Raw genomic sequence first — 26,000 nt, 5'->3', positions numbered from 1 at the left:
CAAAAAGTCTCCATTGTCGGGCATTTGTTGAAAACGGCCCGCGTCGTCCTTATGGTCGCGCGATAACGGAACGGCAAGATTTCCCTGCGACTTTCGCACCGCACGAGGCAAAACCGCTTATGTTTCAATCAACGCGCAAACCGCAGACGGGCCTGGGCAGCGCCGTCGCAATGTTCGAGGTGATCTATCACTCGATCGTGCGGAGCGTGCGGAAAAGCCACAACAACGCCTTTATGGCGATTGCGCTCAATATGTTGCAGGCCGCCATCTTCGTGTTGGCATTCTACGTGATGTTCTCGATCCTCGGCCTGCGCGGTGCTGCGATCCGGGGCGACTTTCTGCTCTACATCATGACAGGCATCTTCCTGTACATGACACATGTGAAGTCACTGGGCGCGGTCATGGGTGCCGAAGGTCCGGCCAGTCCCATGATGCAACACGCGCCGATGAACACCATCGTGTCCATCTGCTCGGCTGCACTCGGCGCGCTCTATATCCAAGTGCTGTCTCTGTTTGTGATTCTGTTCATCTACCATGTCGCGTTCACGCCCATTCATATCGAACAACCCTTTGCGGCGTTCGGTATGCTGCTGCTGGCGTGGTTCACCGGCTGTGCGCTCGGCGTGGTCCTGCTTGCGATCAAACCGTGGTTTCCGACATTCGTGTCGATTTTCTCAACCATCTACCAGCGCGCCAACATGATCGCGTCAGGCAAGATGTTCGTCGCCAATACGTTGCCCAGTTTCATGCTGGCCATGTTCGACTGGAACCCGCTGTTTCACATTATTGACCAGTCGCGCGGCTTCACCTTCATCAACTACAACCCGCGTTACTCAACTTGGGAATACGCATGGTGGGTGGGCGTTGTGCTGTTGATGATCGGGCTGATGGGCGAGTTTTATACGCGGCGCCACGCCTCGATCAGCTGGAACGCGCGGCGATAGCACCGCGCGCTCCAAGGCCGGTCAGATCAAAAGCTCCAACGCGCCCCGATGATATAAGATGACGCATCCTGAAACTGCGTACCGCTCGTGTCAGAGTACGAATAGTCGCGGAAGCCGAAATAGGCCTCAATGTTCTGGCGATCAAAGTCCTGCACCACCGCGATACCAAAGGATTCTGCATCGTCCCCGTTCGATACAGCATCCGATCCACTGAAGTAGTCCAGGGACAAAGCGGTTGATCCCACATCAAACCAATCGGTTTCATACCCAACCTTGGCATAGACATAGTTACCCGCCGTATTCCGATCGCCCGCGGAAAGGGCGAAGTTCAGCCCATTTTGCAACATCACGGCGACCGAGCCGAATGTGTCTTCGCGGTCTTCGCTGCCGGGACGTTCACGCACGGAATAGCCCACACCGGCCGACACTTGGGTGGGGCCAATGTCGCCCTCATAGCTAAAGGCGATGTCGTAAAACTCGTCATCATTGTTATCGCTCAGAATGTTTTCACCCGCCGCGATAGACAACGTGAAGCCATTGAACTCGGGCGTGTCATACCGAATGCGGCCTGCGCGGGTGCCGTCAAACGTGGCAAAGGCGTCCCCGATCTCGATACCGCTCAATGCCCCGTTGGCCTCGCGCAACTCGAACCCGCCTGCGACGTCACCGATGGCGACCGATGCGGCCAAGCCTGTGCCCGAGGTGTCGAACTGACCGATCCCATCGGACGCCATACTGCCCTGACCCAGATAGAACGTCCCGAACCGACCCGTGTCATAGATCAGGTCCACGTGCCGCAGGTTTGTCTGGTCCCAGTCGAAGTCGTCAGGATCAGACGTCTGACTGAAATCGTCACTCGACGCAAAGCCGATGGATGTCTCGAACCGGAATGTCAGTTCGCTTTCGCCAAATTGCTGGCGCAGACGAAAGCCAAGGCGCGAGGTGGACGCCGCATTGTCCGTGAACTGACTGGTCTCATCCTGCCCGTCATCAAAGGACGTGATACCGAAATTCAGGTGCCCATAGGGGGTAAAGGTCGCGCCACCGGGCGAGGTGTAGACCGTATCTGCGACAGCTGGCAAAGCAATCAGCCCGGCAAGGCCTGCAAACAAGGGAACAAGTCTTTGGGGATGTCTCACGATATGTGTCCAGTCATGTAGTGGCTGCACAGGCGAACGCGATTGTTCACGCAAAGCCAGTGCCGCGTGGTTGGGAACGTCATGTCGTCAAAGCGCGCAGGGGAGTGGTGCGTGCTGCACCACACCTATGAACTGAACTGGACGGTTCAATAACGTGACGTCAAACTTTTACAAATCTGCGTGCACTACACGGCAGGTCAGGTTGATCCGCCCACCTTTTGGCAACAGCGATGATGATCCAAAGCGGATGCGGTCCACCCCGTGATAGGTGAGGCGCGCATCGCCCCCCATCACCACCACATCTCCGCTTTCCAACCAAAGCGACTCGGTCTTGCCCCCGCGCGTGGTGTTCCCGATGCGAAACAGGCCCGCATCACCCAGAGATACCGAAAGGACCGGCCATTTGAAATCCGCCTCATCCTTGTCCTGGTGCATGCCCATCCGCGCGCCTTCCCCATAGTAGTTGATCAGGCAGCAATCCGGCATCCGATCAAGACCGGTCAAATCTGTCCATAACGTCAGGACAGCTTCCGGAATCGCTGGCCACGCAACACCACTCGGATGCTGCGGCGCATAGCGATACCCCGACCGATCCGCATACCAGCCCACGGACCCGGCGGACGTCATGCGCACCGACATCGGCTTGCCATATGGCGTCTCGGGCGAAAACATCGGCGCCGCCTCGGCAACCTGACGCACGTCCGACACAAGTGACGCCTGCGCAGCCGGGTCCAGATACCCTTTGTAAATCTCGAATCCCCGCACCGTGACCCGCATCGCGCATGTCCCCCTCAATATGTAGACATTTTGGCCTTTCGCACCCTGTCAGAATGGTTGCAGCGCCTATATCCCCTCCTTATATACGCCGCAGCGCGCACGAAATCGTGCGCAAACCTATGCGGGGCGTCGATGCCGAAACGGGTCGCCGCCTCGTGTCATCGCCTTGAACTGATATGAGGGATCGAAAAACATGGCTAAAGTCATTGGTATTGACCTTGGAACCACCAACAGCTGCATCGCCATCATGGATGGCAGTCAGCCCCGCGTGATCGAAAACGCGGAAGGCGCGCGGACAACCCCGTCCATCGTCGCTTTCACCGAAAACGAACGTCTCGTCGGCCAACCCGCCAAACGGCAAGCGGTCACGAACCCCGACAACACCATCTTCGGCGTCAAGCGCCTGATTGGCCGACGCAACGACGACGCGGATCTGGCCAAGGACAAGAAAAACCTGCCCTTCAACGTGATCGACGGCGGCAATGGCGACGCATGGGTCGAAGCGCGTGGTGAGAAATACTCGCCCAGCCAGATTTCCGCCTTCATCCTGGGCAAGATGAAAGAGACCGCCGAATCGTATCTCGGCGAAGAGGTGACCCAAGCGGTCATCACCGTCCCCGCCTATTTCAACGACGCCCAGCGCCAGGCCACCAAAGATGCCGGCAAGATCGCGGGCCTCGAAGTGCTGCGGATCATCAACGAACCGACAGCCGCCGCATTGGCCTACGGCCTGGACAAAGAGAACTCGCAAACCATCGCAGTTTATGACCTTGGTGGCGGTACATTCGACGTGACCATCCTCGAAATCGACGAGGGCCTCTTCGAAGTGAAATCCACCAACGGTGACACGTTCCTCGGTGGTGAAGACTTCGACATGCGCATCGTCAACTACCTCGCCGACGAGTTCAAAAAAGAACACTCTGTTGACCTGACCGCGGACAAGATGGCGCTGCAACGCCTGAAGGAAGCCGCCGAAAAGGCCAAGATCGAGCTTTCCTCGGCCAACCAGACCGAAATCAACCAGCCGTTCATCTCGATGGGGTCGAACGGCCAGCCGCTGCACATGGTCATGAAACTGACCCGCGCCAAGCTGGAACAGCTGGTCGGTGACCTGATCAAATCCTCGATGAAACCCTGCCAGGCCGCGCTCAAGGATGCCGGGCTGTCCGCCTCGGACATCGACGAAGTGGTTCTGGTCGGCGGTATGACCCGCATGCCCAAAGTGATCGAGGAAGTGACCAAGTTCTTCGGCAAAGAACCCCACAAGGGTGTGAACCCCGACGAAGTGGTCGCCATGGGTGCGGCCATCCAGGCCGGTGTTCTGCAAGGTGACGTGAAAGACGTTGTCCTGCTCGACGTGACCCCGCTGTCGCTGGGCATCGAGACGCTGGGTGGCGTGTTCACCCGCCTGATCGACCGCAACACCACGATCCCGACGAAGAAATCGCAGATTTTCTCGACAGCCGAAGACAACCAGAACGCCGTGACCATCCGGGTCTTCCAGGGTGAGCGTGAAATGGCGTCCGACAACAAGCTGCTGGGTGCCTTCAACCTTGAAAACATCCCGCCCGCCCCACGCGGCATGCCCCAGATCGAAGTGACCTTCGACATCGACGCCAACGGCATCGTGTCGGTCGGCGCGATGGACAAGGGCACGGGCAAGGAACAGAAGATCACGATCCAAGCCTCCGGTGGCCTCTCGGACGAAGACATCGAACAAATGGTCAAAGACGCCGAAGAAAACGCCGAAGCCGACAAGGCCCGCAAGGAGCTGGTCGAAGCGACCAACCAGGCCGAAAGCCTCATCCACTCGACCGAAAAGTCGCTGGAAGAGCATTCGGACAAGGTCGACCCGACCACGGTCGAAGCGATCGAACTGGCCATCGCCGCGCTCAAGGACGAGCTGGAAAGCGAAAACGCCGACAAGATCAAGTCGGGTATCCAGAACGTGACTGAAGCGGCCATGAAACTGGGTGAAGCGATCTATAAAGCCGCGCAGGAAGACGGCGAAGACGAGCCGCAGGCTGCGGATGAGCCCCGCGCAGACGATGACGACATCGTCGACGCAGAGTTCGAAGATCTCGACGATAACAAACGCGCCTGATTTTGGGCCTCAGAGGAACCAATCACGAGGCCGGCCCCTATTAGGCCGGCCTCAGACGTTCCAGCAAAGGACATGATCCATGGCAAAACGTGACTATTACGAGGTGCTTGGCGTCTCGAAAGGCGCCTCGGCCGACGAGATCAAGAAAGGCTACCGCCGCAAGGCCAAGGAACTGCACCCCGACCGCAACGCGGACAACCCCAACGCCGAAGCGCAGTTCAAGGAAGCCAACGAAGCCTACGAAGTCCTCAAGGACGCCGATAAGAAAGCGGCCTATGACCGATTCGGCCACGCCGCATTCGAGGGCGGCATGGGCGGTGGCGGCGGACGCCCCGGCGGCGGCTTTGGCGGCGGTCAGGGCGACTTCGGCTCGGCGTTCTCAGACGTATTCGACGATCTTTTCGGTGACTTCATGGGCGGCCAACGCGGTGGCGGCGGCGGGCGCCAACGCGCATCACGCGGGTCCGACCTGCGCTACAACCTGCGCGTCTCGCTCGAAGACGCATTTGCAGGAATGCAGAAAACCATCAACGTCCCGACCTCTGTCCAATGTGACGCCTGTACCGGCACGGGTGCCGAAGATGGGTCCGAACCAACGACCTGCCCCACATGTTCGGGCATGGGCAAGGTGCGTGCGCAGCAGGGTTTCTTTACCGTGGAACGCACCTGTCCTACATGTTCGGGTCTCGGTCAGATCATCAAGGACCCCTGCCGCGCCTGCGGCGGCGCAGGCCGGGTCGAGAAGGACCGCGCCCTGTCCGTGAACATCCCCGCCGGTGTCGAAACCGGTACCCGCATCCGCCTGGCTGGCGAGGGCGAGGCAGGGATGCGCGGCGGACCGTCCGGCGATCTCTACATCTTTATCGACGTGGCCGATCACAAGCTGTTCGAACGCGACGGCACGAACCTGTTCTGCCGCGTCCCGGTCAGCATGGGGACAGCCGCACTCGGTGGCAGCATCGAGGTGCCCACCATCGACGGTGGCCGTGGCCGTGTTCAAATCCCGGCGGGCTCGCAATCGGGTCGCCAGATGCGCTTGCGCAGCAAGGGCATGCCAGCCCTGCGCGGCGGTGCAACCGGGGACATGTTCATCGAACTCGCGGTCGAAACACCGGTCAACCTGACAGCCCGCCAAAAGGAACTACTGCGTGAATTCGAGGACCTCTCGGAAGAGAACAACCCCGAATCCTCCAGCTTCTTTTCCAGCGTCAAATCCTTCTGGGATTCGATGAAAGGCTAGCATCAGTAAGGCGGATCAAGATCCGCCTTACACTGCTCCAACCCTAACCAACACAACAGCCAGGAACATGCGTTCGAATCACCGTTTGAACGCAGCGATGCGTTGCGCGACCCCGCATCTCACCGCGCGGTGGGGGTGCATGGGGGGTGCACAGGGGGTGTACGCATGCTGCACGGGGGGTGACACCCTGTTTTGGCCGCAAAATTAACTTCCCGCTAACCAACTTCGCCGCACGTTTGGGCATGTCCCATTTCTCTGAACAGCCGCTCCCTTTCGATCTGGACGAAGCCGATCCGGTTGCGCTGCCAAAGGGCCGCACTCCATCCTACATGGCCGATCACCGCAAGCGTCTGCGCACCCGCTTCATGGCAGGCGGCGCGGCGGCCTTGCCCGACTACGAAATGCTTGAACTCGTCTTGTTCCGGGCCATCCCACGCCAGGACGTCAAGCCGCTGGCGCATGCCCTGATGGCGGAATTTGGCGACTTCAACCGTGTGATCACGGCACCCGTGGACCGGTTGCAATCCTTCAAAGGTGTGGGCCACGCCGTGATCTGCGAGTTGAAGATCGTTGAAGCAGCGGCCCATCGAATGGCACGCGCCAAAGTTTTGAAAAAGAACGCTATTTCAAGTTGGGACGCCCTGATCGACTACTGTCACACCACCATGGCTCACCGCGAGACCGAGCAGTTTCGAGTTCTGTATCTTGATCGAAAAAACGTCCTGATCGCGGACGAGGAGCAGGCCAAGGGCACTGTCGATCACGTGCCGGTATACCCACGCGAGGTGGCGAAACGCGCACTCGAACTCAACGCCTCCGCCCTGATCCTGGTGCACAATCACCCCTCGGGCGATCCAACCCCGAGCCAGTCTGACATCGACATGACAGCCAAGATGGAAATGGCTTGTTCCGCCTTGGGCATCACTGTCCACGACCACCTGATCGTCGGCAAAAGCCGCGAGCTGAGCTTCAAGTCCGAGGGGTACCTCTAGCGCACCCAAACCTCGACCCGCCGATTGGCCTGCCGCCCCCACGCGCTGTCATCACAGGCCATCGGCAGCGCCTCCCCAAACGCATCCACATCCATTTGAAATCGCTCGAAATTCGCGGTCTGAGCAGCCGTTTCAACCGCCCTCCGCACCGCCTCTGCCCGGCGCATTGCAATGTCGCGATTGGCGGCTGCGGGCCCGTCACCGTCGCTGAATCCCACCAGCAAAATCTGCCGCGCATCATACTTTCCCTGCTCAAGCGCGCGGGCCAATTGCTGCACATTCGATCGCGATTGCGCATCGAGCCTCACCGACCCTGCCTCAAACCGGAACGACGTCGTTAGACGCGCCATGCCGTACAGCGTCCGGGTCATGCGTTGCAACTCCTCCAGCGACACCTCCGGACCAGCAGAAGTCACTGCATTTGCAAAGCGGTAACCCTGATCATTGATCGAAACCTCCTCTGGCGCCTGATCCACAAAGCCTGCACGCCGGATCACAACTTGCGCCGACGGACCGCGGGTAAAAGCCAGAAATTCGCGCCCGATCTTGGGCAACCGACGCGCAGGAAGGTACAGAAACATCGGTGCCGTGAGGGGATAGTCCTCGGTCTTGATCGTACCGCGCGCCGCCGACAACGAAAAACCGCAGGCTCCTGTCAGGGTAAGCGCGCGGGCATCGCCCGTATCGGCATAACTTGCAATCCCAATGGCAAAAGGATCGCGTAGCACCGCGTTCACCACGTCCAGCCCGCGGTCGTGACGTTCGATCCCTTCGGCGAATGTGGACCGGGCTGGCCCCATGACATCATCTTCCACCGACTGCCCAAGGCCCGTTCGCGCGCCCGGCAGATGTAGGGCAATCGGTGCATCTGCTCCACCAAGGTCGGTCCAGTTGGTGATGCGCCCTGCAAAGACAGAGGCGAGGTCTTGCGGCGAAATCCTGTCTACCGGGTTCGACGGCGAAACAATCGGCACCATCGCATCCAGCGCCAGAACGCGGCTGCGGTTGGCCTCCGTCATGTCGCCCATCCCGGCATCACGGGCACGCTGGCGTTCATCGGGACGAATTTCGCGCAAAGCCATGACGATATCAGCGTCGTTGGCCAGCAGGTCAGCAAACCCTTCGTCCGTGGTCGAGACGTGAAAGTAGAAACGCGCGACGGGTTTGCCGCTATCCGTATCCAATAGGGTGTATGTGAAATTGCGCGCGTCAACGACCTCACGTGAGGCCGTGTAGTTGTTGCGCAGCGCGAAGCCTTCGATCAATGCGGGCATCAGAACCGCCCCCATCGTGGAGGATCCGGATACGCTGATCTCAGCGACGAAGTCCTGCAGGTTTGGGCAGGCCGGTCCTTCGCACAGCACACCGGACCCATCCACGGTCAGCTCGCCATAGATGGTTTCGATGCGATAGAACTCACCGTCAAAGCCCAGAAGCGTGCCGCTCAACTCCACCTGTCCATCCGGCGAAGTCAGTGTCACGTCCTGCGCAAAGCAAGCGATCCCCCAAAGAGAAAGTGCGGCGAAAATCGCCGCACGTATCAAAGCCATATCAAGCCTGTTGTCGCTGCGGTCAGTTGCTTGCGACTTTCAGGTCTGCGACCAAATTGTTCAACACCAGAAAACTGCCTACGGCATCACAACCGGGAACGGCGAGGGTCAGATCCTGGGTTTTCATCGCGCCATCCGCCATTATTTCAAGCGACTGCGCCTCAACCTCCATACCACAGTTGTTGAGCGTGACCTCGGCCTCGACACTCAGATCAATAGTGCCCGATTTCGCGGATGTGCCAGATGGGTAGGTGTAAATCTCCGCCATCAGGGGCTCATCCAATTGCGTATCGCCAAGACGCATGAGGTAACCGTTCTCGCCCGTCATCATTCCTTCGATGTTCTGAGACGTACCAGACCAGACATGACCGTTCTGACCATAGGACGCACCGAATTCGCGGGCATGCAGTTCAAAACCTGCTTGTCCACGCCATTGCAGGGTCGTCCGGTCGTACTGCGCCACATCAGGCACGTTGGCCTGCGCTACCGCGCCGTCACCGTTGGAAAACGCCATGATGAAAACCGCCTGCTCTGACAGCGCTGGAACGGTCAGGTTCAGATTGCCACTAGCGTCGGTGGTTTCAGTGAACATCATCCCGTTGTGATGCACGGTCAGCCGTTCGTTGGCCGCACAGGGTGCCGCGAGGGACAGCAAAACCATCGCAGCCGGGCCAACCTGGGCTTCGGCGCGCATCTCACATCCCGCGGCACGCGGCAGGAAGTCGCTCTCTTCCGGTCTATCGGTCGTGGCCGGAACTGAAACGCGCTGCACGTTTGAATCGGTCTGTGGAACCGGCACAGCGGCCGGGTCCGAAGCGGACGTCAGCTCAATCTCCTGCACTTCCAGCAAGATGTCGGTGCCAGACGTACCCGTGAATGTCTCATCCACTGGCGCGGGTGCGTTACGCGCAGCCGCTCCATATCGTTCTTTGGCGGCTTCGCCACTTTGCATAACAAAGCCAATGCCGACCGCAATTGCCAGCGTCGCCACGCCGGTTGCGATCTCTTTGAGGTATCGCATCGTCCCATTCCCTTCCCACGGATTGGTTCATGGTCAGGATGATCGACGAAGCGGGCTGTCTTATGACGGCGGTGGGGAGTCTTTACGGCAGGAATACGGCGCGCAGATCAGACAAACGCGCCGTGGCAATGCTTGAACTTCTTGCCGGAACCGCATGGGCAGAGGTCATTCCGACCCGGATTGCCCCACGTACTTCGGTCATTTTCATCGAACCCGTTGGCAACGGCCTCTTCCGTCGGTGCCGGTGGCGCGTTCGGTGTGGAGACATCAGCCACCTGCTGTTGTTGGGCCGCCATCTGGGCCATCATCTGTTCGCGTTCCTCGTCAGTGAGCGGACGGATACGGGACAGTTTGTTGGTGACCTCGCTGCGGAGGCTTTCAAGCATCCCTTCGAACAGCTGGAACGCCTCGTTCTTGTATTCGTTCAGCGGATCGCGTTGGGCATAGCCGCGGAACCCGACCACAGACCGCAGGTGTTCAAGTGTCAGCAGATGCTCGCGCCACTTGCCATCAATCGCCTGCAGGATCAGCTGCTTTTCGATGCTGCGCATGTTCTCTTCGCCAAAGGCTTCGGCCTTTTCGGCAAGCATCTTGTCGCTGGCTTCGATCAGGCGCTCGCGGACCTGTTCATCGTCAACGCCCTCTTCTTCGCACCATTCCATGACAGGTACATCGATGCCAAGGTTTTCAATGACCGCTGCATAGAGTGCTTCGGTGTCCCACTGATCAGCATAGCTGTTGGGGGGCATGTATTGATCAATCAGGTCGTCAATGACCTCGTCCCGCATGTCAGAGGTGATTTCCGACAAGTCCTTGGCTTCCATGATCTCACGGCGCTGCGAAAAGATCACGCGGCGCTGATCGTTCATCACGTCGTCAAACTTCAGAAGCTGCTTGCGGATGTCGAAGTTACGCCCCTCGACCTTGGCCTGCGCCCGTTCAAGAGACTTGTTCACCCAAGGGTGCACGATGGCTTCGCCTTCTTCCAGGCCAAGCGTCTTCAGCACCTTGTCCAACCGGTCAGAGCCGAAGATGCGCATCAAGTCATCTTCCAGGCTCAAATAGAAGGACGTGCGCCCCGGATCACCCTGACGACCAGACCGGCCGCGCAATTGGTTGTCGATCCGGCGGCTTTCGTGCCGTTCGGACGCAAGAACGAAGAGGCCACCAGCGGTAAGCACCTTCCGCTTTTCGTCCTCGTGTTCGGCTTCGATGCGCTTGCGCGTATCTTCCGGATCAGCCTCGGGATCGGCGGTGATGGCTTCCAGTACCTTCATCTCGACATTGCCGCCAAGCTGAATGTCCGTGCCCCGCCCGGCCATGTTGGTTGCGATGGTTACGGCGCCGAATTTGCCCGCATCCGCGATGATCTGCGCCTCCTGCTCGTGCTGGCGCGCGTTCAGGACGTTGTGCGCAATCCCTTCGGACTTGAGCGCTTCCGAGAACATTTCGGACTTGTCGATGGATGTGGTGCCGACCAGAATCGGTTGCCCCTTTTCATGCGCCGCCTTGATCTCACCGATCATGGCTTTGTATTTTTCCTGCCCGGTGCGATAGACCTGATCGTCTTCGTCCAGTCGTGCGATGGGCTTGTGGGTTGGCACTTCGACCACACCAAGGCCGTAGATTGTCTGGAACTCTTCCGCTTCGGTCGCAGCAGTGCCGGTCATGCCTGCAAGCTTTTCGTAAAGCCGGAAGTAGTTCTGGAAGGTCACAGACGCGAGCGTCTGGTTCTCGGGCTGGATCTGCACGCCTTCTTTGGCTTCGATCGCCTGGTGCAAACCATCGGACAGGCGGCGGCCCGTCATCATCCGACCGGTAAATTCGTCGATCAGGACAACCTGACTGTCGCGGACGATATAGTCCTTGTCCTTCTGAAACAGCTTGTGCGCGCGCAGACCCTGGTTCACGTGGTGAACGATTGTGGTGCTTTCCGGATCGTAAAGCGACGCCCCCTCTTCAATCAGGCCACGGACGCGCAACTGCTCTTCGACGAACTCGTTGCCTTCGTCAGTGAAGGTCACGTTCTTCTGCTTTTCGTCGAGGGTATAGTGATCATCCTCGATCAACGGGATGATGCCGTCGATGGTCACGTACATCTCGGACCGGTCCTGCAGCGGGCCGGAGATGACCAGCGGCGTGCGCGCCTCATCGATCAGGATACTGTCGACCTCATCCACAATTGCGAAGTTGTGGCCGCGCTGCACCATCTCTTCGATGGACGGCTTCATGTTGTCGCGCAGATAATCGAAGCCCAGCTCGTTGTTGGTGGCGTAGGTTACGTCGCAGGCATAGGCAGCGCGCTTGGCCTCTTCATCCATGCCAGCGATGGCAACACCCGTTGTCAGCCCAAGGGCCGAAAACACTTTACCCATCCATTCTGCATCGCGCTGAACCAGATAGTCGTTGACCGTGACCACATGCACGCCCTTGCCCGTCAGCGCATTCAGATACGTGGCAAAGGTTGCGGTCAGGGTCTTGCCCTCACCGGTCTTCTGCTCGGCGATATTGCCCTGGTGCAGAAAGATCGCGCCCAGAAGTTGCGTGTCATAGGCGCGCAGGCCCAGCGTACGCTTCGCCGCCTCGCGGCAGTTGGCGAAGGCTTCGGGCAGCAGGTCGTCCAGGCTTTCACCACCCATGGCGCGTTCGGCAAGGGCCTGTGTCCTGTCCTTCAGACCCTCATCGCTCAGCGCCTCGAATTCCGGCTCTAGCGCGTTGATCTTTTCAACCAGCGGGCGCGTGCTCTTGATCTTGCGATCATTGGGGGTGCCAAACACCTTCTTCGTGAGGGTACCGAAACCGAGCATACGTTCTCCAGCCGATCGTTAGTGTCTATACAGCAACTGCTTGCCGGGCGCGTGCCAAGCCCATAATAACGGTGGGCGAAAATCGGCCCCGGCCGCGTCCATAGGGCGATGTAAGGGTCACGTGAAACCGTGTCAATGCGCGCCCCGGGTGGGGCGCAAGAGCCCCAAGGACTGTTACATGAATAAACGTTTCTTCTCGCTGCCCGCGCTGGGTTTGATTGCAGCCCTGGCCACCCCGGCAACAGCGCAGGATGCAGACACGGTTGTTGCCACGGTAAACGGGACCGACATCACGGTCGGTCACATGATCGTGGCGCGCGCATCGCTGCCCCAGCAGTTCCAACAATTGCCGAACGATGTTCTGTTCAGCGGTATCCTTGAGCAACTGATCAACCAGACGCTTTTGGCGCAGTCTTTCGACGGCGACCTGCCCAAACGGACTTTGCTGCAGATCGAGAACGAGACGCGGTCACTCACCGCGGGCGAAGAGCTGGAAACGCTGTTTCAGGAAAAGCTGACGGACGAAGCAATTCAGGCCGCCTATGAAGCAAAGTACGAAGGCGTGACCCCTCAGGAAGAGTACAACGCCTCGCACATTCTGGTGGAGACAGAGGAAGAAGCCAAAGCCATTAAGGCGGAGCTTGACGGCGGAGCAGACTTTGCCGCCACCGCGCGGGAAAAATCGACCGGTCCGTCCGGGCCCAATGGCGGACAGCTTGGCTGGTTTGGCGCAGGTGCGATGGTGCCGAGTTTCGAAGCTGCCGTGATCTCCCTGGAAGTGGGCGAGGTTTCCGACCCGGTGCAAACGCAGTTCGGCTGGCACGTCATCATTTTGAACGAAACGCGGGTGCCCGATGCGCCCAAACTGGATGACGTCCGCGAAGAGTTGCTTGCGGAAGTACGCGATGCAGCGGTCGAAGAATACGTCGCATCCCTGACAGCAAACGCTCAGATCGACCAATCGGGCGCTGCTGACCTTGATCCCGAGATCCTGTCCGATCTGGGACTGGTGGAATAAGGGATGGCTGGTGCGCTGCCTCGCTCGCCGCTGGCGCCCGAGACGTTTCCCAAGCTGCCACAGATTGACGGCATCACCTTTGCCGCGGTCGAGGCTGGCGTCCGGTATTCCGGACGGCTGGACGTCATGCTGGCTATCTGTGCCCCCGGCACAAGCGTCGCTGGCGTTTTCACCAAATCTTCGACCCGCGCGGCACCGGTTCTGGATTGCCAGGCCAAACTGGGCGGGCGACAGGACGCAGGCGCTGCCATTCTGGTGAATGCAGGCAATGCCAACGCATTCACCGGACGCAACGGGGTGGATGCAGTGGCCGCTGTTGTCGATGCGACAGCGCAAGCCACCGGATTGCCCGCAGAACGGATATTCACCGCATCAACCGGCGTCATCGGCGAACCGCTGCCGCACGAGCGGATCACAGCACATCTGTCCAATCTGGTTACGCTGCAATCCGCGGACGCCATTGCAGTTGCGGCGTCTGCCATCATGACCACAGACACCTATCCCAAGGGTGCCACGCGCACGATCAACGCCAACGGAAAGCCCGTGAAGATTGCAGGTATCGCGAAAGGCAGCGGCATGATTGCCCCCGACATGGCGACGATGTTGGTTTACATCTTTACCGATGCACAGGTGTCGCAGAGCGCATTGCAGGACATGGTGGGCGCCGCAGCAGATACGACGTTCAACTGCATCACAGTGGATAGCGATACCTCGACGTCGGACAGCCTGATCGTTGCCGCGACAGGGTGGAGCGGCGTTGACGTCACCGGCAACGCAGAGTTCGAAGAGGCTTTGCAAGCCGTCATGCTCGACCTCTCGCATCAAGTGGTGCGCGATGGAGAGGGTGCTACGAAGTTCATCACGATTGATGTCACAGGCTGCACAGATGCGTCGGCGGCCAAGACCCATGGTCTGTCGATCGCAAATTCGCCCTTGGTCAAAACCGCTATCGCAGGCGAGGATCCCAATTGGGGCCGCGTTGTGATGGCCGTTGGTAAGTCAGGCGCTCCGGCAGACCGCGATACACTGTCCATCTGGTTCGGCGATATACTCGTGGCAGAAAACGGTTGGGTCAGCCCGACCTATCGCGAAGAGGACGCCGCCGCACATATGAAGCAGGACAACATTCGCATCCGCGTGGATTGCGGTATGGGCGAAGGATCGGCCACGGTCTGGACCTGCGATTTGACCCACGGATACATCGACATCAACGCGGATTATCGATCATGAAGGTTGTGCTGGTATCAGCGGTCGCGCTGATTGACGTTGACGGCAGAGTATTGCTGGCCCAGCGACCCGAAGGCAAGTCGATGGCCGGCCTTTGGGAGTTTCCCGGGGGCAAGGTCGAGGCGGGCGAAAGCCCCGAAGCAGCGCTGATTCGTGAATTGGACGAAGAACTTGGCATAGACACCTGGGCGTCGTGCCTGGCACCACTTACATTTGCCAGCCACAGCTATGCGGACTTCCACCTTTTGATGCCGCTTTTTGCATGTAGAAAGTGGGAAGGCACACCCCAATCTCGCGAAAATCAGGCGCTAAAATGGGTCAAACCGAATGACCTAAAAAACTATCCAATGCCGGAAGCGGACATTCCTTTGATCCCAATTCTTCGGGATTGGTTGTAACGTTGGGTAACAACTTTCTCAAAACGACAAAAAAAACGACATTTTTGTGACATTGTTGATGACTCGTTAACCGAATTACTTATAGTTGAGTGCACAACTTTCTTTTTGGGGAGGAAAGTCATGCTACGCACTATTGCTTTGGGCAGCGCCGTTTTGATCCAAGGGGTTTACGTCAAGACCCTTCCAGATGGACGGATGACTGTTCGGGTTGACGGAGCCCAATATTCCGGAATGCCCGTTTCGCAAGCTGCATAACGCGACGATCTGAATAGAAAAGGGGACGGTTTCATACCGTCCCCTTTTCTCGTTCTTGCAGGTACCTATCAGTCCAGCGTCCGGGTGACTTCTTCCCGCTCGAAAATCTCGATGACGTCGGCCGGGCGAATATCGTCGTAGTTTTCAAACGCCATACCGCATTCCTGACCCGACTGAACTTCTGCCACTTCATCCTTGAATCGTTTGAGGGTTTTCAGGGTGCCTTCGTGGATCACCACGTTATCACGCAGCAGCCGCACACCTGCCGAACGGCGGGCAACACCTTCGGTCACCAGACACCCGGCAACCTTGCCAACGCCAGTAACTTTGAAGACTTCCTTGATCTCGGCGTAGCCGATGAAGTTCTCGCGAATCTCAGCACTCAGCAGGCCAGACGCAGCCGCTTTCACATCATCCACAAGGTCGTAGATGACCGAGTAATACCGAATCTCCACGCCTTTCTGGTTCGCCGTGTTCCGGGCCGAGGCATTCGCACGGACGTTGAAGCCCATGATCGGCGCCTGGCTCGCTTCAGCGAGACCGACATCGGTTTCAGTGATCGCGCCCACACCGGAGTGCAGCACACGCACACGGACTTCGTCGTTGCCGATCTTTTCCATCGCCTGAACGATAGCCTCGGCAGAACCCTGCACGTCCGCTTTGACCAGAATGGGCAGTTCGCTGACGTTCTCGTCCGCCTTAGCGTTGGCCATAAGCTGTTCGAGGGTTGTCGCCGCACCGGCTGCGGCACGTTTATCCTTGGCCGCTTTCTCGCGATATTCCGCGATCTCGCGCGCTTGCGCTTCGGTCTCGGTCACGTTCAGAACGTCACCCGCCTCGGGCGTACCGTTCAGGCCAAGCACCTCAACCGGAACAGACGGTCCCGCCTCTTTCACGCGCTCGCCCTTGTCGTTGATGAGCGCCCGGACCTTACCGTACTGCTCACCCACAACAAAGATATCGCCTTGGCGCAGCGTGCCGGTCTGAACCAGAACGGTCGCAACGGGCCCGCGGCCCACATCCAGCTGCGCCTCGATCACAGCACCTTGGGCCGCGCGGTCGGGGTTCGCTTTCAGTTCCAGAATTTCGGCCTGAAGCGCAATGGCTTCCAGCAGTTCATCCAGACCCTTACCCGTGATGGCAGACACTTCGACGTCCTGCACTTCACCGGACATCTTCTCGACGATCACTTCGTGCTGCAGCAGGTCGGTGCGCACCTTGTCCGGGTTCGCCTCCGGCTTGTCGCATTTGTTGATCGCAACGATCATCGGAACCTCAGCTGCCTTGGCATGGTTGATGGCCTCGATCGTCTGCGGCATCACGGCGTCATCTGCCGCAACAACCAGCACCACGATGTCCGTCACCTGCGCACCGCGCGACCGCATCGACGTAAACGCCGCGTGGCCAGGTGTATCGAGGAATGACAGCGTCACGCCATCATCGGTTTTGACCTGGTAGGCACCAATGTGCTGCGTGATCCCGCCAGCTTCGCCGGCCACAACCTTCGCATCACGAATCGCATCAAGCAGCGATGTTTTACCGTGGTCGACGTGACCCATGATGGTGATGACCGGCGGACGACCCAGCAGGTCTTCTGCCTTGTCCTCAACCTCTTTAATCACGTCCTCGACATCGGCGTCGGACACACGCTGCACGCGGTGGCCGAACTCCTCGACGATCAGTTCGGCGGTGTCGGCGTCGATGGTCTGGTTCTGCGTGACCATCATGCCGTTGTTCATCAGCGCCTTGACCACATCGCCGACCTTTTCGGTCATGCGGTTGGCAAGCTCGCTCACGACGATGGCCTCGGGCACCTGCACGTCGCGTACAACCTTTTCACGCTCGACCGAACCGCCCATGGCTTTTTGCCGGGCACGTTCCTGTTTGCGCTTCATGGCCGCCATCGACCGCTGACGTCCACCTTCGCCACCGGACAGCGCCTGGTTCAGCGTCAGCTTGCCCGAACGGCGACCGCCATCGTCGCGACCGCGGTTGTTGGGCCGCTGATCGCGGTCACGCTCGTTCTTGCGCGGGGTCGCGGCAGGCTGCGCCTGACGTTGCGCCGGTTGCGCTTTTTCGGCAGGTGCGGCAGCCGCAGCTTGAGCAGCCGCAGCCGCTTCGGCGGCCTTGCGCTTCTCTTCTTCTTCCTTAGCCTTCAAAGCCTCTTCGCGTTCGCGCTCGGCCTTTTCCTTGGCTTCGGCTTCGGCACGGCGACGCTCGCGTTCGGCTTCGCGGGCCTTTTCTTCGGCCTCGCGCTTGGCGGCTTCTTCGACTTCACGCGCCTTGGCCGCTTGAACAGCCTTCAGGCGGCGCTCCATCTCGGCATCTGAAATGCCCGCCGGGCGACGGCTGGGGTCACCCCCGGCAGCACCACCGGCACCAGCAGGCTTCGCGGCACCGGGCTTCGGCACCACAACGCGCTTGCGCTTGGTTTCGACGACGACATTCTTGGTCCGGCCGTGGCTGAAACTCTGTTTCACATTGCCCGGACGCGCGCCGCTGCGCAGACCCAGTGTCTTTTTCCCGTCAGTATCGCTCATAAAGCTCGTCTATCCTTCCCGGCGGCCCTTGCCGCCGTCATTTTCGCGCCCGGTGGCGCCAGCCACTGCACTTTCGCGGAATCCGCGTAAGCGGTTGGCTTCCTCTACAACACGTTGCGTGAGTCCACCAGAGGCGAGCGCCCCATGTATCACAGTTTGACGGCCAAAAGCCAAACCCAACTCATCTGCCGTCAGCCAGCCGATATACGTGCCGAAATGCGGCGTACTCAACTTGGACTTGCCACGACCAGACCCGTCGACCGCCTGGATCAGAACCTGCGCCTCTTCCATCTGGAGCATGTTCTTGACCTTTTCATAGCCCGCGACGGCCCGACCGCCCTTGCGGGACAGCGCGATCAGGTCAATGACCCGCCGCGCCAATTGCCGCTCAACCTCAGCCACCAGATCATCCGGCACCTGCACGGGTTGCTTGGCACCCCGTGCAAACAGCTTTTTCTGCACCGCCTTGTCCAAGGCTGCCCGATCCGCCGCAACATAGATGCCACGACCGGGCAGCTTGCCCGCGATGTCCGGCACGATCTGCGCATCGGGTCCCACGACAAAGCGGATCAACCCATGCTTGGGTTGCACCTCGCCCGTGGCAATGCACTTGCGCTCCGGTCCATCCGACCGATCCTTTGAGACGCCACCGCGACCCATCAGGCCCACCCGAGGCCTGAGATCAGGCCTCGGCCTCCTCGGTCAGCTCTTCGCCGTCTTCAGCCTCGGCTTCGGCTTCCAATTCAGCGGGATCAACCCAACCCAGCAGAACACGGGCGGTCATGATCAGGTGCTGCGCCTCTTCCAGCGACACGTCGAAGGGTTCCAGAACACCATCGTCCTTGTGACGTTCGCCATCGACGGTTGTCCAGCCACCGGCCAGTTCCCAGTCTGCGCAAGTTGCAAAATCTTCGAGGGTTTTGACGTCGTCCTTGGCGAGCGCCTCTACCATTTGGGGTGTGAGCCCGTCGAATTCAATAAGGCTGTCCTCGGCTCCCATGCTGCGCGCATTGTCTAGCGCTGCCTTGGCTTGGGCTTCCAGCACGTCGCGGGCACGGGCCTGCAGTTCTTCGGCAGTGCCTTCGTCCACGCCGTCGATGACCAACAGTTCGTCCAGTTCGACGTAAGCGACCTCTTCCAGGTTCGTGAACCCTTCGGACACCAGCAGCTGGGCAAAGAATTCGTCAAGGTCCAACGTGTCCATAAACAGCTTGGTGCGCTCTTCGAATTCGGCCTGACGACGCGCCGATTCTTCAGCCTCGGTCATGATATCGATGTCGAGGTTGGTCAGTTGCGAGGCCAGACGCACGTTCTGACCACGGCGACCAATGGCGAGGCTCAACTGCTCCTCGGGCACAACCACTTCGATCTTGCCCGCCTCCTCATCCAGAACCACCTTGCTGACCTCGGCGGGCTGCAATGCGTTCACGAGGAAGGTCGGCTGGTCCTCATTCCATGGAATGATGTCGATCTTTTCGCCTTGCAGTTCGTTCACAACGGCCTGCACGCGGGAACCACGCATACCAACACAGGCACCGACGGGGTCGATGGAGTTGTCATAGGAAATCACGGCAATCTTCGCGCGCGAACCCGGGTCACGGGCAACCGCTTTGATCTCGATGATGCCGTCGTAGATCTCGGGCACTTCCATCTTGAACAGCTCGGCCATGAACTCAGGCGCCGTGCGGCTCAGAAAGATCTGCGGGCCACGCTGCTCACGCCGCACATCCTTGATGTAGCAGCGAATGCGATCATTCGGACGGTACGATTCGCGGCCGATCTTTTCGTTGCGGCGCAGGATTGCTTCGCCCGCACCCACATCGACGATGACGTTGCCGTATTCCTCACGCTTGACCAGCGCGTTGATGATGGTGCCCGCACGATCCTTGAACTCTTCGTACTGACGATCCCGCTCAGCCTCGCGGACCTTCTGCAGAATCACCTGCTTGGCGGATTGGGCGGCGATCCGGCCCATCTCGACCGGAGGGACTTCCTCAACAAAGGTGTCACCGACGGCTGGGTTGTCCATGTACTGCTTGGCCTGCTCAACAGTGAACTCGGCCTGGTAGTTCTCCAGCTCTTCTTCCTCGACCACGGTGCGGACACGGGTAAAGGTTGCCTTGCCGGTCTTGCGGTCGATGGACACGCGAATGTCCATTTCGGCGCCGTAGCGGGACTTCGCCGCACGGGCGAGCGATTCTTCCATCGCCTCGACCACGAGCGCGGGGTCGATCATCTTTTCGCGGGCCACCGCCTCGGCGGTTTGCAGCAGCTCAAGCTGGTTTGCAGATGTAATGGCCATCAGCTGTCCTCCTCTGACCCTTCGGTCTCAATCTCGTCGAAATTGTCTTCGTTCAACACGCCCGCGGCTTTGCGCTGGCGCAGCATTTCTTTGATCAGCTCGTCCGTCAGGACCAGCTTGGCATCGCTCAACCACTCGAACTTCAGGCCGATGGTGATCTCTTCGCCGTCGCCGCCACCCGTGACGTTGATCAGAACCTCATCGTCCTCGATCCCGGCCAGCACGCCTTTGAAGCGGCGACGTCCATCGATCAGCTCATCGGTTTCCAGCTTGGCCTCGTACCCTTCGAACATATCGAAGTCCTTGAGCCGCGTCAGCGGACGGTCGATGCCAGGTGAGGACACTTCAAGCGTGTAGGCGTCAAGGATCGGGTCCTCGACATCCAAGGTCGCACTCACAGCAGTCGAAATCGCCGCACAATCATCGACCTCAATCCCGCCATCGGGCTTGTCGGCCATGACCTGCAGCGTCGTTTCCTTGCCGCTCATCAGCCGCACACGCACCAGCTCATAGCCCAGATCCTCGATCACCGGGGTGATGATCTCGGCCAGGCGGCGGTCGATGGCAGCTTTGGCAATCAGGTCGTTGGTCATGGTGTCCAATATCTATGTGCAGGGCACAAAAAAACGGGCGCGCGGCCCGTTGATGTTACCCGGTGGAGCGTTGGGTGTGGACCCCAGCGCGCCGCTGTTGAATGGGATATACGCATGTGCCCCTGAGTCTGCAAGCCCTTCAGGCCATCCACCACCGTTCCGACATGCGCAGGTTGTCCAGTGGCCAGGATTTGCCGACCGTGACAGGCACAGTGACTGACCGGCTGGCAATATGCGTCGGGGCGTGCGCATTGGGTAACGTCTGGAAATCGCGCGGGTCTGCATAGTCATCCAGCGCAATGACATCCGCCACATCGACCAACCCGTCGCGCAGCGCTTCGCCACGTACGTGGTCCGCACTGAACTGCACGAACTCAACAGAATCGAACCAGCCTGCGCCCTGTTTCCAGTGATCCGCCAAGCGCGTCCCGATGAAGTGGCGCCCTTCATCCAGCTTTTGCACTTCATAAAGGCCAGTGCCTGTCGCCCCGCAAATTTCGAAGCCCGGTTGGGCCAGCAGGTAAGGCAGGCTCGGGTTTGGCGCATCCAGAGTGATCTGAACTGTCAGAGCATCCAGTGCTTCAACATCCCACATCAGATGGGCGACGGCTGAAGCATCAAACGGTGTCCCATCGTGGAAGGTCACGCCCTCACGCAGCTTGAACCGCCACACACGCGCATCCGCGTCCGACGACCAATCCGTCGCCAGCTCGCCACGCAACGTGCCATCTGCCGCAATCTCGGTCAGGTTGTCATAGACCGTCGCGGCCACCGCCCGCTCGAACAACTCAGGCGACAATGCCGCCCGCAACCGCCCACCGCGCTGTGGCAACGCCGATGCGCCCGTGGCCGCGAGCAAGGCTGCGGCAGCACCGGAAGCAAATAGCGCGCGGCGGTCGATGCGGGTCATTTTCCTGCGATCCTGTCCATGGTGCGCACCAATTCAGCCGAAATCCCCGGCTCAGACAAGGCATGACCGGCATTGCGCACCATTTTCAGCTCACCCAGCGGCCACGCCTTGGACAAGGCATAGGCGCTGTCCGGCGGGCAAATCATATCGTAGCGGCCCTGCACAATGGTGCCGGGAATGTGCTTGATCCGCCCGGCATGGGCCAGGATCTGGCCGTCGAACTCAAGGAACCCAGCGTTAGTGAAATAGTGATTCTCAAGCCGGGCAAAGGCGCGGGCATAGTCGCCGGGCGCTTCGCCACCGGCACCTGACGAATGGATGGAAGCCAGAGCATTTTCCCACGACGACCAAGCGCGGGCAAACCGCGTCTCCATCGCCACATCGCCCGAAAACAGGCGCCGATGATATGCACCTATCAGATCGCCACGCTCGTCTTCGGGGATCAGCCCTTCGAACCGCGACCAGACCTCGGGCCAGAATTTGCCCGCGCCACCGCCATAGAACCAATCCAATTCTGCCTGTGTCATCAGAAACACGCCGCGCAGGACGAGGTTACGCACGCGAGACGGATGCGCCTCGGCATAGATTAGAGCAAGGGTCGCGCCCCATGACCCGCCAAAAACGATCCAAGCGTCGATACCCAACGTCTTGCGGATCAACTCGATGTCATCAACCAGATGCCACGTTGTGTTGTTCATCACCGACGCATGCGGACGGGATCGCCCACAACCGCGCTGATCAAACAGAATCACCCGGTAGTGTTCGGGATCGAAATAGCGCCGCATCGCTGGGCTGCACCCACCGCCTGGGCCGCCATGCAAAACGACCACGGGCATCCCGTTGGGATTGCCGCATTGCTCTACATAAATACGGTGCCCCTGCCCAACCTCCAGCATCCGTTGGTCGTAGGGGTCCATGGGCGGATACAGATATTGTACCGCGCGCTTTTGATCGCTGTGTTTGTCCATTACTGACCTACATAGGGCGTAAGACGCACATGAGCATACGGAGACGCAAATGCAAACGCATCAAACCACCGTTGACCCATCGGAAATCGCAAAATTCGAGGCAATGGCAGCGGAATGGTGGGATCCGAACGGGAAATTCAAGCCGCTGCACATGCTGAACCCCTGTCGGCTGGACTATATCACCAGCCAGATCGCGGCAGAGTTTGACCGGGATCTGACCGAGCCGGAGGCGTTCAAAGGGCTGCGCATTCTCGACATCGGATGCGGCGGCGGTTTGCTATCTGAACCGATGGCGCGTTTGGGAGCCGAAGTCGTGGGCGCTGACGCGGCAGAGCGCAACATCCCCGTGGCCAAGGTTCACGCAGAACAATCCGGCCTGACCATCGACTATCGCCACACCACGGCCGAAGATATGGCAGCGGCAGGTGAACAATTCGACGTCGTGCTGAACATGGAGGTGGTCGAGCATGTGGCCGATCCGCTCAGCTACCTCACCGCGTGTCGGCAACTTCTGAAACCGGGGGGGCTGCACATCTGCTCGACCATCAACCGGAACCCGAAATCCTACATGATGGCGATCATCGGGGCAGAGCATGTGATGCGCTGGCTGCCCAAAGGTACGCATGAGTGGAACAAGTTCATCACACCAGATGAATTGTTTGATCTGATGCGGAACGCTGGTCTGGACCCCGTGGATCGCAAGGGATTCGTGTTCAATCCGCTGACTTGGGCCTGGAAACTGTCCGACACAGACCTGAGCGTGAACTACGTTACCGCTAGCCTTAATCCGGCTTAGGCTTATTCGACATCTCGACGCGCAACTGGCGTAGAATGGGCAGGGTCGACCGCACGCGATCCTCGCCCAGCTTGTCGATCACTTCTCCGACCACCGGCGCGATAGAACTTAGCGCCTGATCACGGGCGCGGCGACCGGCGGGACTGATGGCCACCATCTTGCGACGCGCGTCGTCCCAATCGGGGCGGATGTGAATGTATCCCGCCCACTCCAGACGATTGAGCGTGTTTGTCATGGCCCCACGGGTCACATTGAACGTCTCGGCCAACTGCGCAGGGCTGCGCTCGCCCTCATGCCAGGCGAGGTGGTTCAGGACTGAAAAGTGCGAGATTTCCATGCCTTTGGGCAGCACACGGCTCAGCCGGTTGCGGACCATTTGGTCCGCCGCCAACACCTCGCTGAACAGCGAAATGGCAAGTGCGTTCTTGTCCGTGCTCATGCGCCATCAGGGGGCTTCGAACGGGCGCGCATTTTCCCTTGATGGGACACGGCGGCGCGCCTCGGCCACCTTTTCCAAATCCAGATCAAAGACATAAACGCCGGGGGCCGTCCCTGCGTCAAGTAAGACCTCTCCCCACGGATCGACGGCAAGTGAATGCCCATATGTGGTCCGCGTCTTGTTCTGCGCGCTGGAATGCGTGCCTGTCTGGGCCGGGGCCAGAACCCACGCCCCGGCTTCGATTGCGCGGGCGCGCAGCAAGCTGTGCCAATGCGCCGCACCGGTGACGGGCGAAAAGGCGGATGGAAATGTCAGAATTTGTGCGCCCGCGCCGACCAAAGCATCGGACAACCGCGGAAAGCGCATGTCGTAGCAAACGGCCATGCCAATGGGCGCGAATTCAGTGCGCGCGAGAACTGCGCGCTCGCCAGGCCTATAACCTGCGGATTCTCGATAGGTCTCGGTATCGCTGATCGTCACATCAAACATGTGGATCTTGTCGTAGCGGGCAAGGATGTCCCCGCGGGGACAGATCAGAAAGGACCGGTTGGCAAACCGCCCATCCGGATCGTCCGTCTTGAGTGCAAGTGAGCCGATCAGGATATGGACACCCTTGTCCGACGCCACCCGCCTGAGCGCGGCAAGGGTCGGGTCATCCTCTTCCGGCTGCAAAACCAACTGTTGATGTGTCCGGCTGGTCGAAACGCAGTTCGTCACTTCGGGCGTCAAGATGAACGTGGCGCCCATGTCTGCCGCTTTCTCAACCAGCTCCATCGTCTGCGGCAGGTTGGCCATCGGATCGTCAGAGACGTTGAGTTGCAGCAGCGCTGTCTTCATTCAGGATGCAAGCAGCGCGTCGAGCTTGCCCGCACCATCAAGCGCATAAAGGTCATCACACCCACCCACATGGGTGTCCCCGATAAAGATCTGGGGAACGGTCCGACCGCCATTGGCGCGCTTGATCATCTCGGCCTTGCGACCAGGGTTGGCGAGGACATTTACCTCGGAAAATTCCACGCCTTTTTCTTTGAGCAAACGCTTGGCGGCGTGGCAGAAGCCACACAAGGGCGATGTATAAATTTCGACAGCTTTCACAGCGCGGGTCCTTTTCGGAGCGAAGTCACATTTGCCGGTTATCTAGGCGTCTTTGACGACACGCGCCAGTACAGCGACGCACACGTCTGCGGCACCTGCCGCACAACAGGCTTCGGCACAGGCGGCGAGTGTTGCACCGGTCGTCAGCACGTCGTCAATCAGCACCACCGACCGACCGACGATCCGATGGCGGCGACGCTGGGCCACGCGAATGGCGCCGTCGAGGATGGCGGCACGCTCAACCTTTGTCTTGCCGTCGAGTGACGGGGTCCGCCGTGGGCGTTCAAGCAAATCGGGGCACACATCTAGGCCGGTTTTGTCAGACAAGTGCATCGCGATCAGCGCGGATTGATTGTATCGCCGTTTGGCAAGGCGCATCCAATGCAACGGGACGGGCGCAAGCAACGCATTGTCTGGGGCGATTTCGAGAACGGATTGGCGCATCCAACCCGCCGCTGGTTTCGCAATCTCTTGCCGGTCAGCATGCTTGAGCCGCAGGACCATCTTGCGACCCATCCCGGTGTATATCAGCGCCGCGCGCCCTTGCTTCCAAGGCTTTGGCGACTTCAAACAAGCGTCGCAATGAACAATCTCGCCCACCGCCGAACCGGGGAGCGGCGTGCTGCAACTGTCGCAGATCGTGCCCCCTATAAAGGATGTCTGCCCCCAGCACGTGCCACAAAGGCCGAAATCACTATCGACCATCTGCCCGCACCCAAGGCACCGGGGCGGATAAATTGCAGTGAGCGCCGTTTGTAAAAGACCCATTGCTGTCCTACCTATGCCGCCATGACGCAGCCTGCCCCCTTGACCGATCTTGGCGCACTTACCCGAAACAGGGCGCGCGCCGACGCATCCGCGCTTTTTCTTCAGGAAGCAGCACGT

At 59.5% G+C, this 26,000-nt stretch carries 23 protein-coding genes and 1 pseudogene; 8 read left to right on the top strand and 16 right to left on the bottom strand.

Translation table 11 applies throughout. The annotated features are described in order from the left end of the window. Window positions 1-119: 119 nt before the first annotated feature. A complete protein-coding gene (locus tag RA29_RS09370; RefSeq protein WP_039685193.1) occupies window positions 120-944 on the top strand; it encodes an ABC transporter permease in 825 nt (274 codons plus the stop codon). A gap of 26 nt (window positions 945-970) precedes the next feature. On the opposite strand, the gene RA29_RS09365 is transcribed toward RA29_RS09370, so the two are convergent. Both RA29_RS09365 and RA29_RS09360 read right to left on the bottom strand, forming a co-directional pair. Beyond that, window positions 971-2,056 carry a porin gene (locus RA29_RS09365; protein ID WP_039685191.1) on the bottom strand — a complete coding sequence of 362 codons (1,086 nt, stop codon included), beginning with the start codon at window positions 2,054-2,056 and terminating at the stop codon, window positions 971-973. Window positions 2,057-2,251: 195 nt separating this feature from the next. Next, on the bottom strand, window positions 2,252-2,860 hold the full coding sequence (locus tag RA29_RS09360) for an alpha-ketoglutarate-dependent dioxygenase AlkB (RefSeq protein ID WP_039685190.1): 609 nt from the start codon (window positions 2,858-2,860) through the stop codon (window positions 2,252-2,254). Between the two features lie 193 nt (window positions 2,861-3,053). On the opposite strand from RA29_RS09360, the gene dnaK reads away from it, so the two are divergent. The 3 genes from dnaK (at window position 3,054) to radC (ending at window position 7,196) form a co-directional block, all read left to right on the top strand. Continuing rightward, on the top strand, window positions 3,054-4,964 hold the full coding sequence (gene dnaK, locus RA29_RS09355) for a molecular chaperone DnaK (protein WP_039685189.1): 1,911 nt from the start codon (window positions 3,054-3,056) through the stop codon (window positions 4,962-4,964). A gap of 79 nt (window positions 4,965-5,043) precedes the next feature. Then, entirely contained in the window at window positions 5,044-6,204 is a 1,161-nt protein-coding gene (gene dnaJ, locus RA29_RS09350; RefSeq protein WP_039685188.1) for a molecular chaperone DnaJ, read from the top strand. Between the two features lie 242 nt (window positions 6,205-6,446). Then, a complete protein-coding gene (radC, locus tag RA29_RS09345; protein WP_152612978.1) occupies window positions 6,447-7,196 on the top strand; it encodes a DNA repair protein RadC in 750 nt (249 codons plus the stop codon). On the opposite strand, the gene RA29_RS09340 is transcribed toward radC, so the two are convergent. The 3 genes from RA29_RS09340 to secA form a co-directional block, all read right to left on the bottom strand. Further along, window positions 7,193-8,746, bottom strand: a complete 1,554-nt coding sequence (locus RA29_RS09340; protein ID WP_039685186.1) for a phosphate ABC transporter substrate-binding/OmpA family protein — start codon at window positions 8,744-8,746, stop codon at window positions 7,193-7,195. The genes radC and RA29_RS09340 overlap by 4 nt on opposite strands. A 22-nt stretch (window positions 8,747-8,768) precedes the next feature. Further along, on the bottom strand, window positions 8,769-9,767 hold the full coding sequence (locus RA29_RS09335) for a hypothetical protein (RefSeq protein WP_039685185.1): 999 nt from the start codon (window positions 9,765-9,767) through the stop codon (window positions 8,769-8,771). Window positions 9,768-9,874: 107 nt separating this feature from the next. Next, window positions 9,875-12,574, bottom strand: a complete 2,700-nt coding sequence (gene secA, locus RA29_RS09330) for a preprotein translocase subunit SecA (RefSeq protein WP_039685183.1) — start codon at window positions 12,572-12,574, stop codon at window positions 9,875-9,877. 178 nt (window positions 12,575-12,752) lie between these two features. Here secA and RA29_RS09325 point away from each other — a divergent pair, with 178 nt between their 5' ends. From RA29_RS09325 to RA29_RS09315, 3 genes are read left to right on the top strand one after another with little or no spacing between them, the layout of a single operon-like run. After that, on the top strand, window positions 12,753-13,592 hold the full coding sequence (locus tag RA29_RS09325) for a peptidylprolyl isomerase (RefSeq protein WP_039685181.1): 840 nt from the start codon (window positions 12,753-12,755) through the stop codon (window positions 13,590-13,592). Between the two features lie 3 nt (window positions 13,593-13,595). Next, window positions 13,596-14,822 carry a bifunctional glutamate N-acetyltransferase/amino-acid acetyltransferase ArgJ gene (argJ, locus tag RA29_RS09320; protein ID WP_039685179.1) on the top strand — a complete coding sequence of 409 codons (1,227 nt, stop codon included), beginning with the start codon at window positions 13,596-13,598 and terminating at the stop codon, window positions 14,820-14,822. Further along, window positions 14,819-15,217: a (deoxy)nucleoside triphosphate pyrophosphohydrolase gene (locus tag RA29_RS09315; RefSeq protein ID WP_039685177.1), complete on the top strand. Its 399-nt coding sequence runs from the start codon at window positions 14,819-14,821 to the stop codon at window positions 15,215-15,217. Before argJ ends, RA29_RS09315 begins: the two co-directional genes overlap by 4 nt. 323 nt (window positions 15,218-15,540) lie before the next feature. Here the strand turns inward: RA29_RS09315 and infB are convergent, their stop codons facing one another. The 6 genes from infB to pip form a co-directional block, all read right to left on the bottom strand. Beyond that, entirely contained in the window at window positions 15,541-18,012 is a 2,472-nt protein-coding gene (gene infB / locus RA29_RS09310; RefSeq protein WP_039685175.1) for a translation initiation factor IF-2, read from the bottom strand. Between the two features lie 9 nt (window positions 18,013-18,021). After that, the gene (locus RA29_RS09305) at window positions 18,022-18,672 is read right to left on the bottom strand and encodes an RNA-binding protein (RefSeq protein ID WP_039685173.1); all 651 of its coding nucleotides are present in this window, start codon (window positions 18,670-18,672) and stop codon (window positions 18,022-18,024) included. A 22-nt stretch (window positions 18,673-18,694) separates the two neighbouring features. Further along, the gene (gene nusA / locus RA29_RS09300; RefSeq protein ID WP_039685171.1) at window positions 18,695-20,314 is read right to left on the bottom strand and encodes a transcription termination factor NusA; all 1,620 of its coding nucleotides are present in this window, start codon (window positions 20,312-20,314) and stop codon (window positions 18,695-18,697) included. Continuing rightward, window positions 20,314-20,907, bottom strand: coding sequence for a ribosome maturation factor RimP (gene rimP, locus RA29_RS09295; protein WP_039685170.1), 594 nt, complete (start codon window positions 20,905-20,907; stop codon window positions 20,314-20,316). Before rimP ends, nusA begins: the two co-directional genes overlap by 1 nt. Before the next feature lie 139 nt (window positions 20,908-21,046). Beyond that, window positions 21,047-21,817 (bottom strand): ABC transporter substrate-binding protein, encoded by a 771-nt coding sequence (locus RA29_RS09290; protein WP_039685169.1) that lies wholly within the window; start codon window positions 21,815-21,817, stop codon window positions 21,047-21,049. Further along, window positions 21,814-22,785 (bottom strand): prolyl aminopeptidase, encoded by a 972-nt coding sequence (pip, locus tag RA29_RS09285; protein WP_039685167.1) that lies wholly within the window; start codon window positions 22,783-22,785, stop codon window positions 21,814-21,816. The genes RA29_RS09290 and pip overlap by 4 nt, the downstream gene beginning before the upstream one ends. Before the next feature lie 49 nt (window positions 22,786-22,834). Between pip and ubiG the strand changes: the two genes are divergently transcribed. Next, window positions 22,835-23,581 carry a bifunctional 2-polyprenyl-6-hydroxyphenol methylase/3-demethylubiquinol 3-O-methyltransferase UbiG gene (ubiG, locus tag RA29_RS09280; protein WP_039685166.1) on the top strand — a complete coding sequence of 249 codons (747 nt, stop codon included), beginning with the start codon at window positions 22,835-22,837 and terminating at the stop codon, window positions 23,579-23,581. On the opposite strand, the gene RA29_RS09275 is transcribed toward ubiG, so the two are convergent. The 5 genes and pseudogenes from RA29_RS09275 to RA29_RS23825 all read right to left on the bottom strand — a co-directional run. Then, window positions 23,568-24,020, bottom strand: a complete 453-nt coding sequence (locus RA29_RS09275; protein ID WP_039685165.1) for a MarR family winged helix-turn-helix transcriptional regulator — start codon at window positions 24,018-24,020, stop codon at window positions 23,568-23,570. The genes ubiG and RA29_RS09275 overlap by 14 nt on opposite strands. A 6-nt stretch (window positions 24,021-24,026) precedes the next feature. Next, entirely contained in the window at window positions 24,027-24,857 is an 831-nt protein-coding gene (locus RA29_RS09270; protein ID WP_039685164.1) for a carbon-nitrogen hydrolase family protein, read from the bottom strand. Then, complete coding sequence (gene grxC / locus RA29_RS09265) at window positions 24,858-25,115, bottom strand: glutaredoxin 3 (protein WP_039685163.1); 258 nt, start codon at window positions 25,113-25,115, stop codon at window positions 24,858-24,860. A 42-nt stretch (window positions 25,116-25,157) separates the two neighbouring features. Then, a complete protein-coding gene (locus tag RA29_RS23830; protein WP_342666408.1) occupies window positions 25,158-25,619 on the bottom strand; it encodes a phosphoribosyltransferase family protein in 462 nt (153 codons plus the stop codon). 75 nt (window positions 25,620-25,694) lie between these two features. Beyond that, window positions 25,695-25,883, bottom strand: a pseudogene (locus RA29_RS23825) (double zinc ribbon domain-containing protein); the annotation flags it as partial. Window positions 25,884-26,000: the final 117 nt, after the last annotated feature.

This window comes from Tateyamaria sp. ANG-S1 (assembly GCF_000814025.1).
Taxonomy (GTDB): Bacteria; Pseudomonadota; Alphaproteobacteria; order Rhodobacterales; family Rhodobacteraceae; genus Tateyamaria.
Note: the sequence above shows the minus strand (reverse complement) of the source record. Positions and strands in the feature narration are given on the sequence as shown.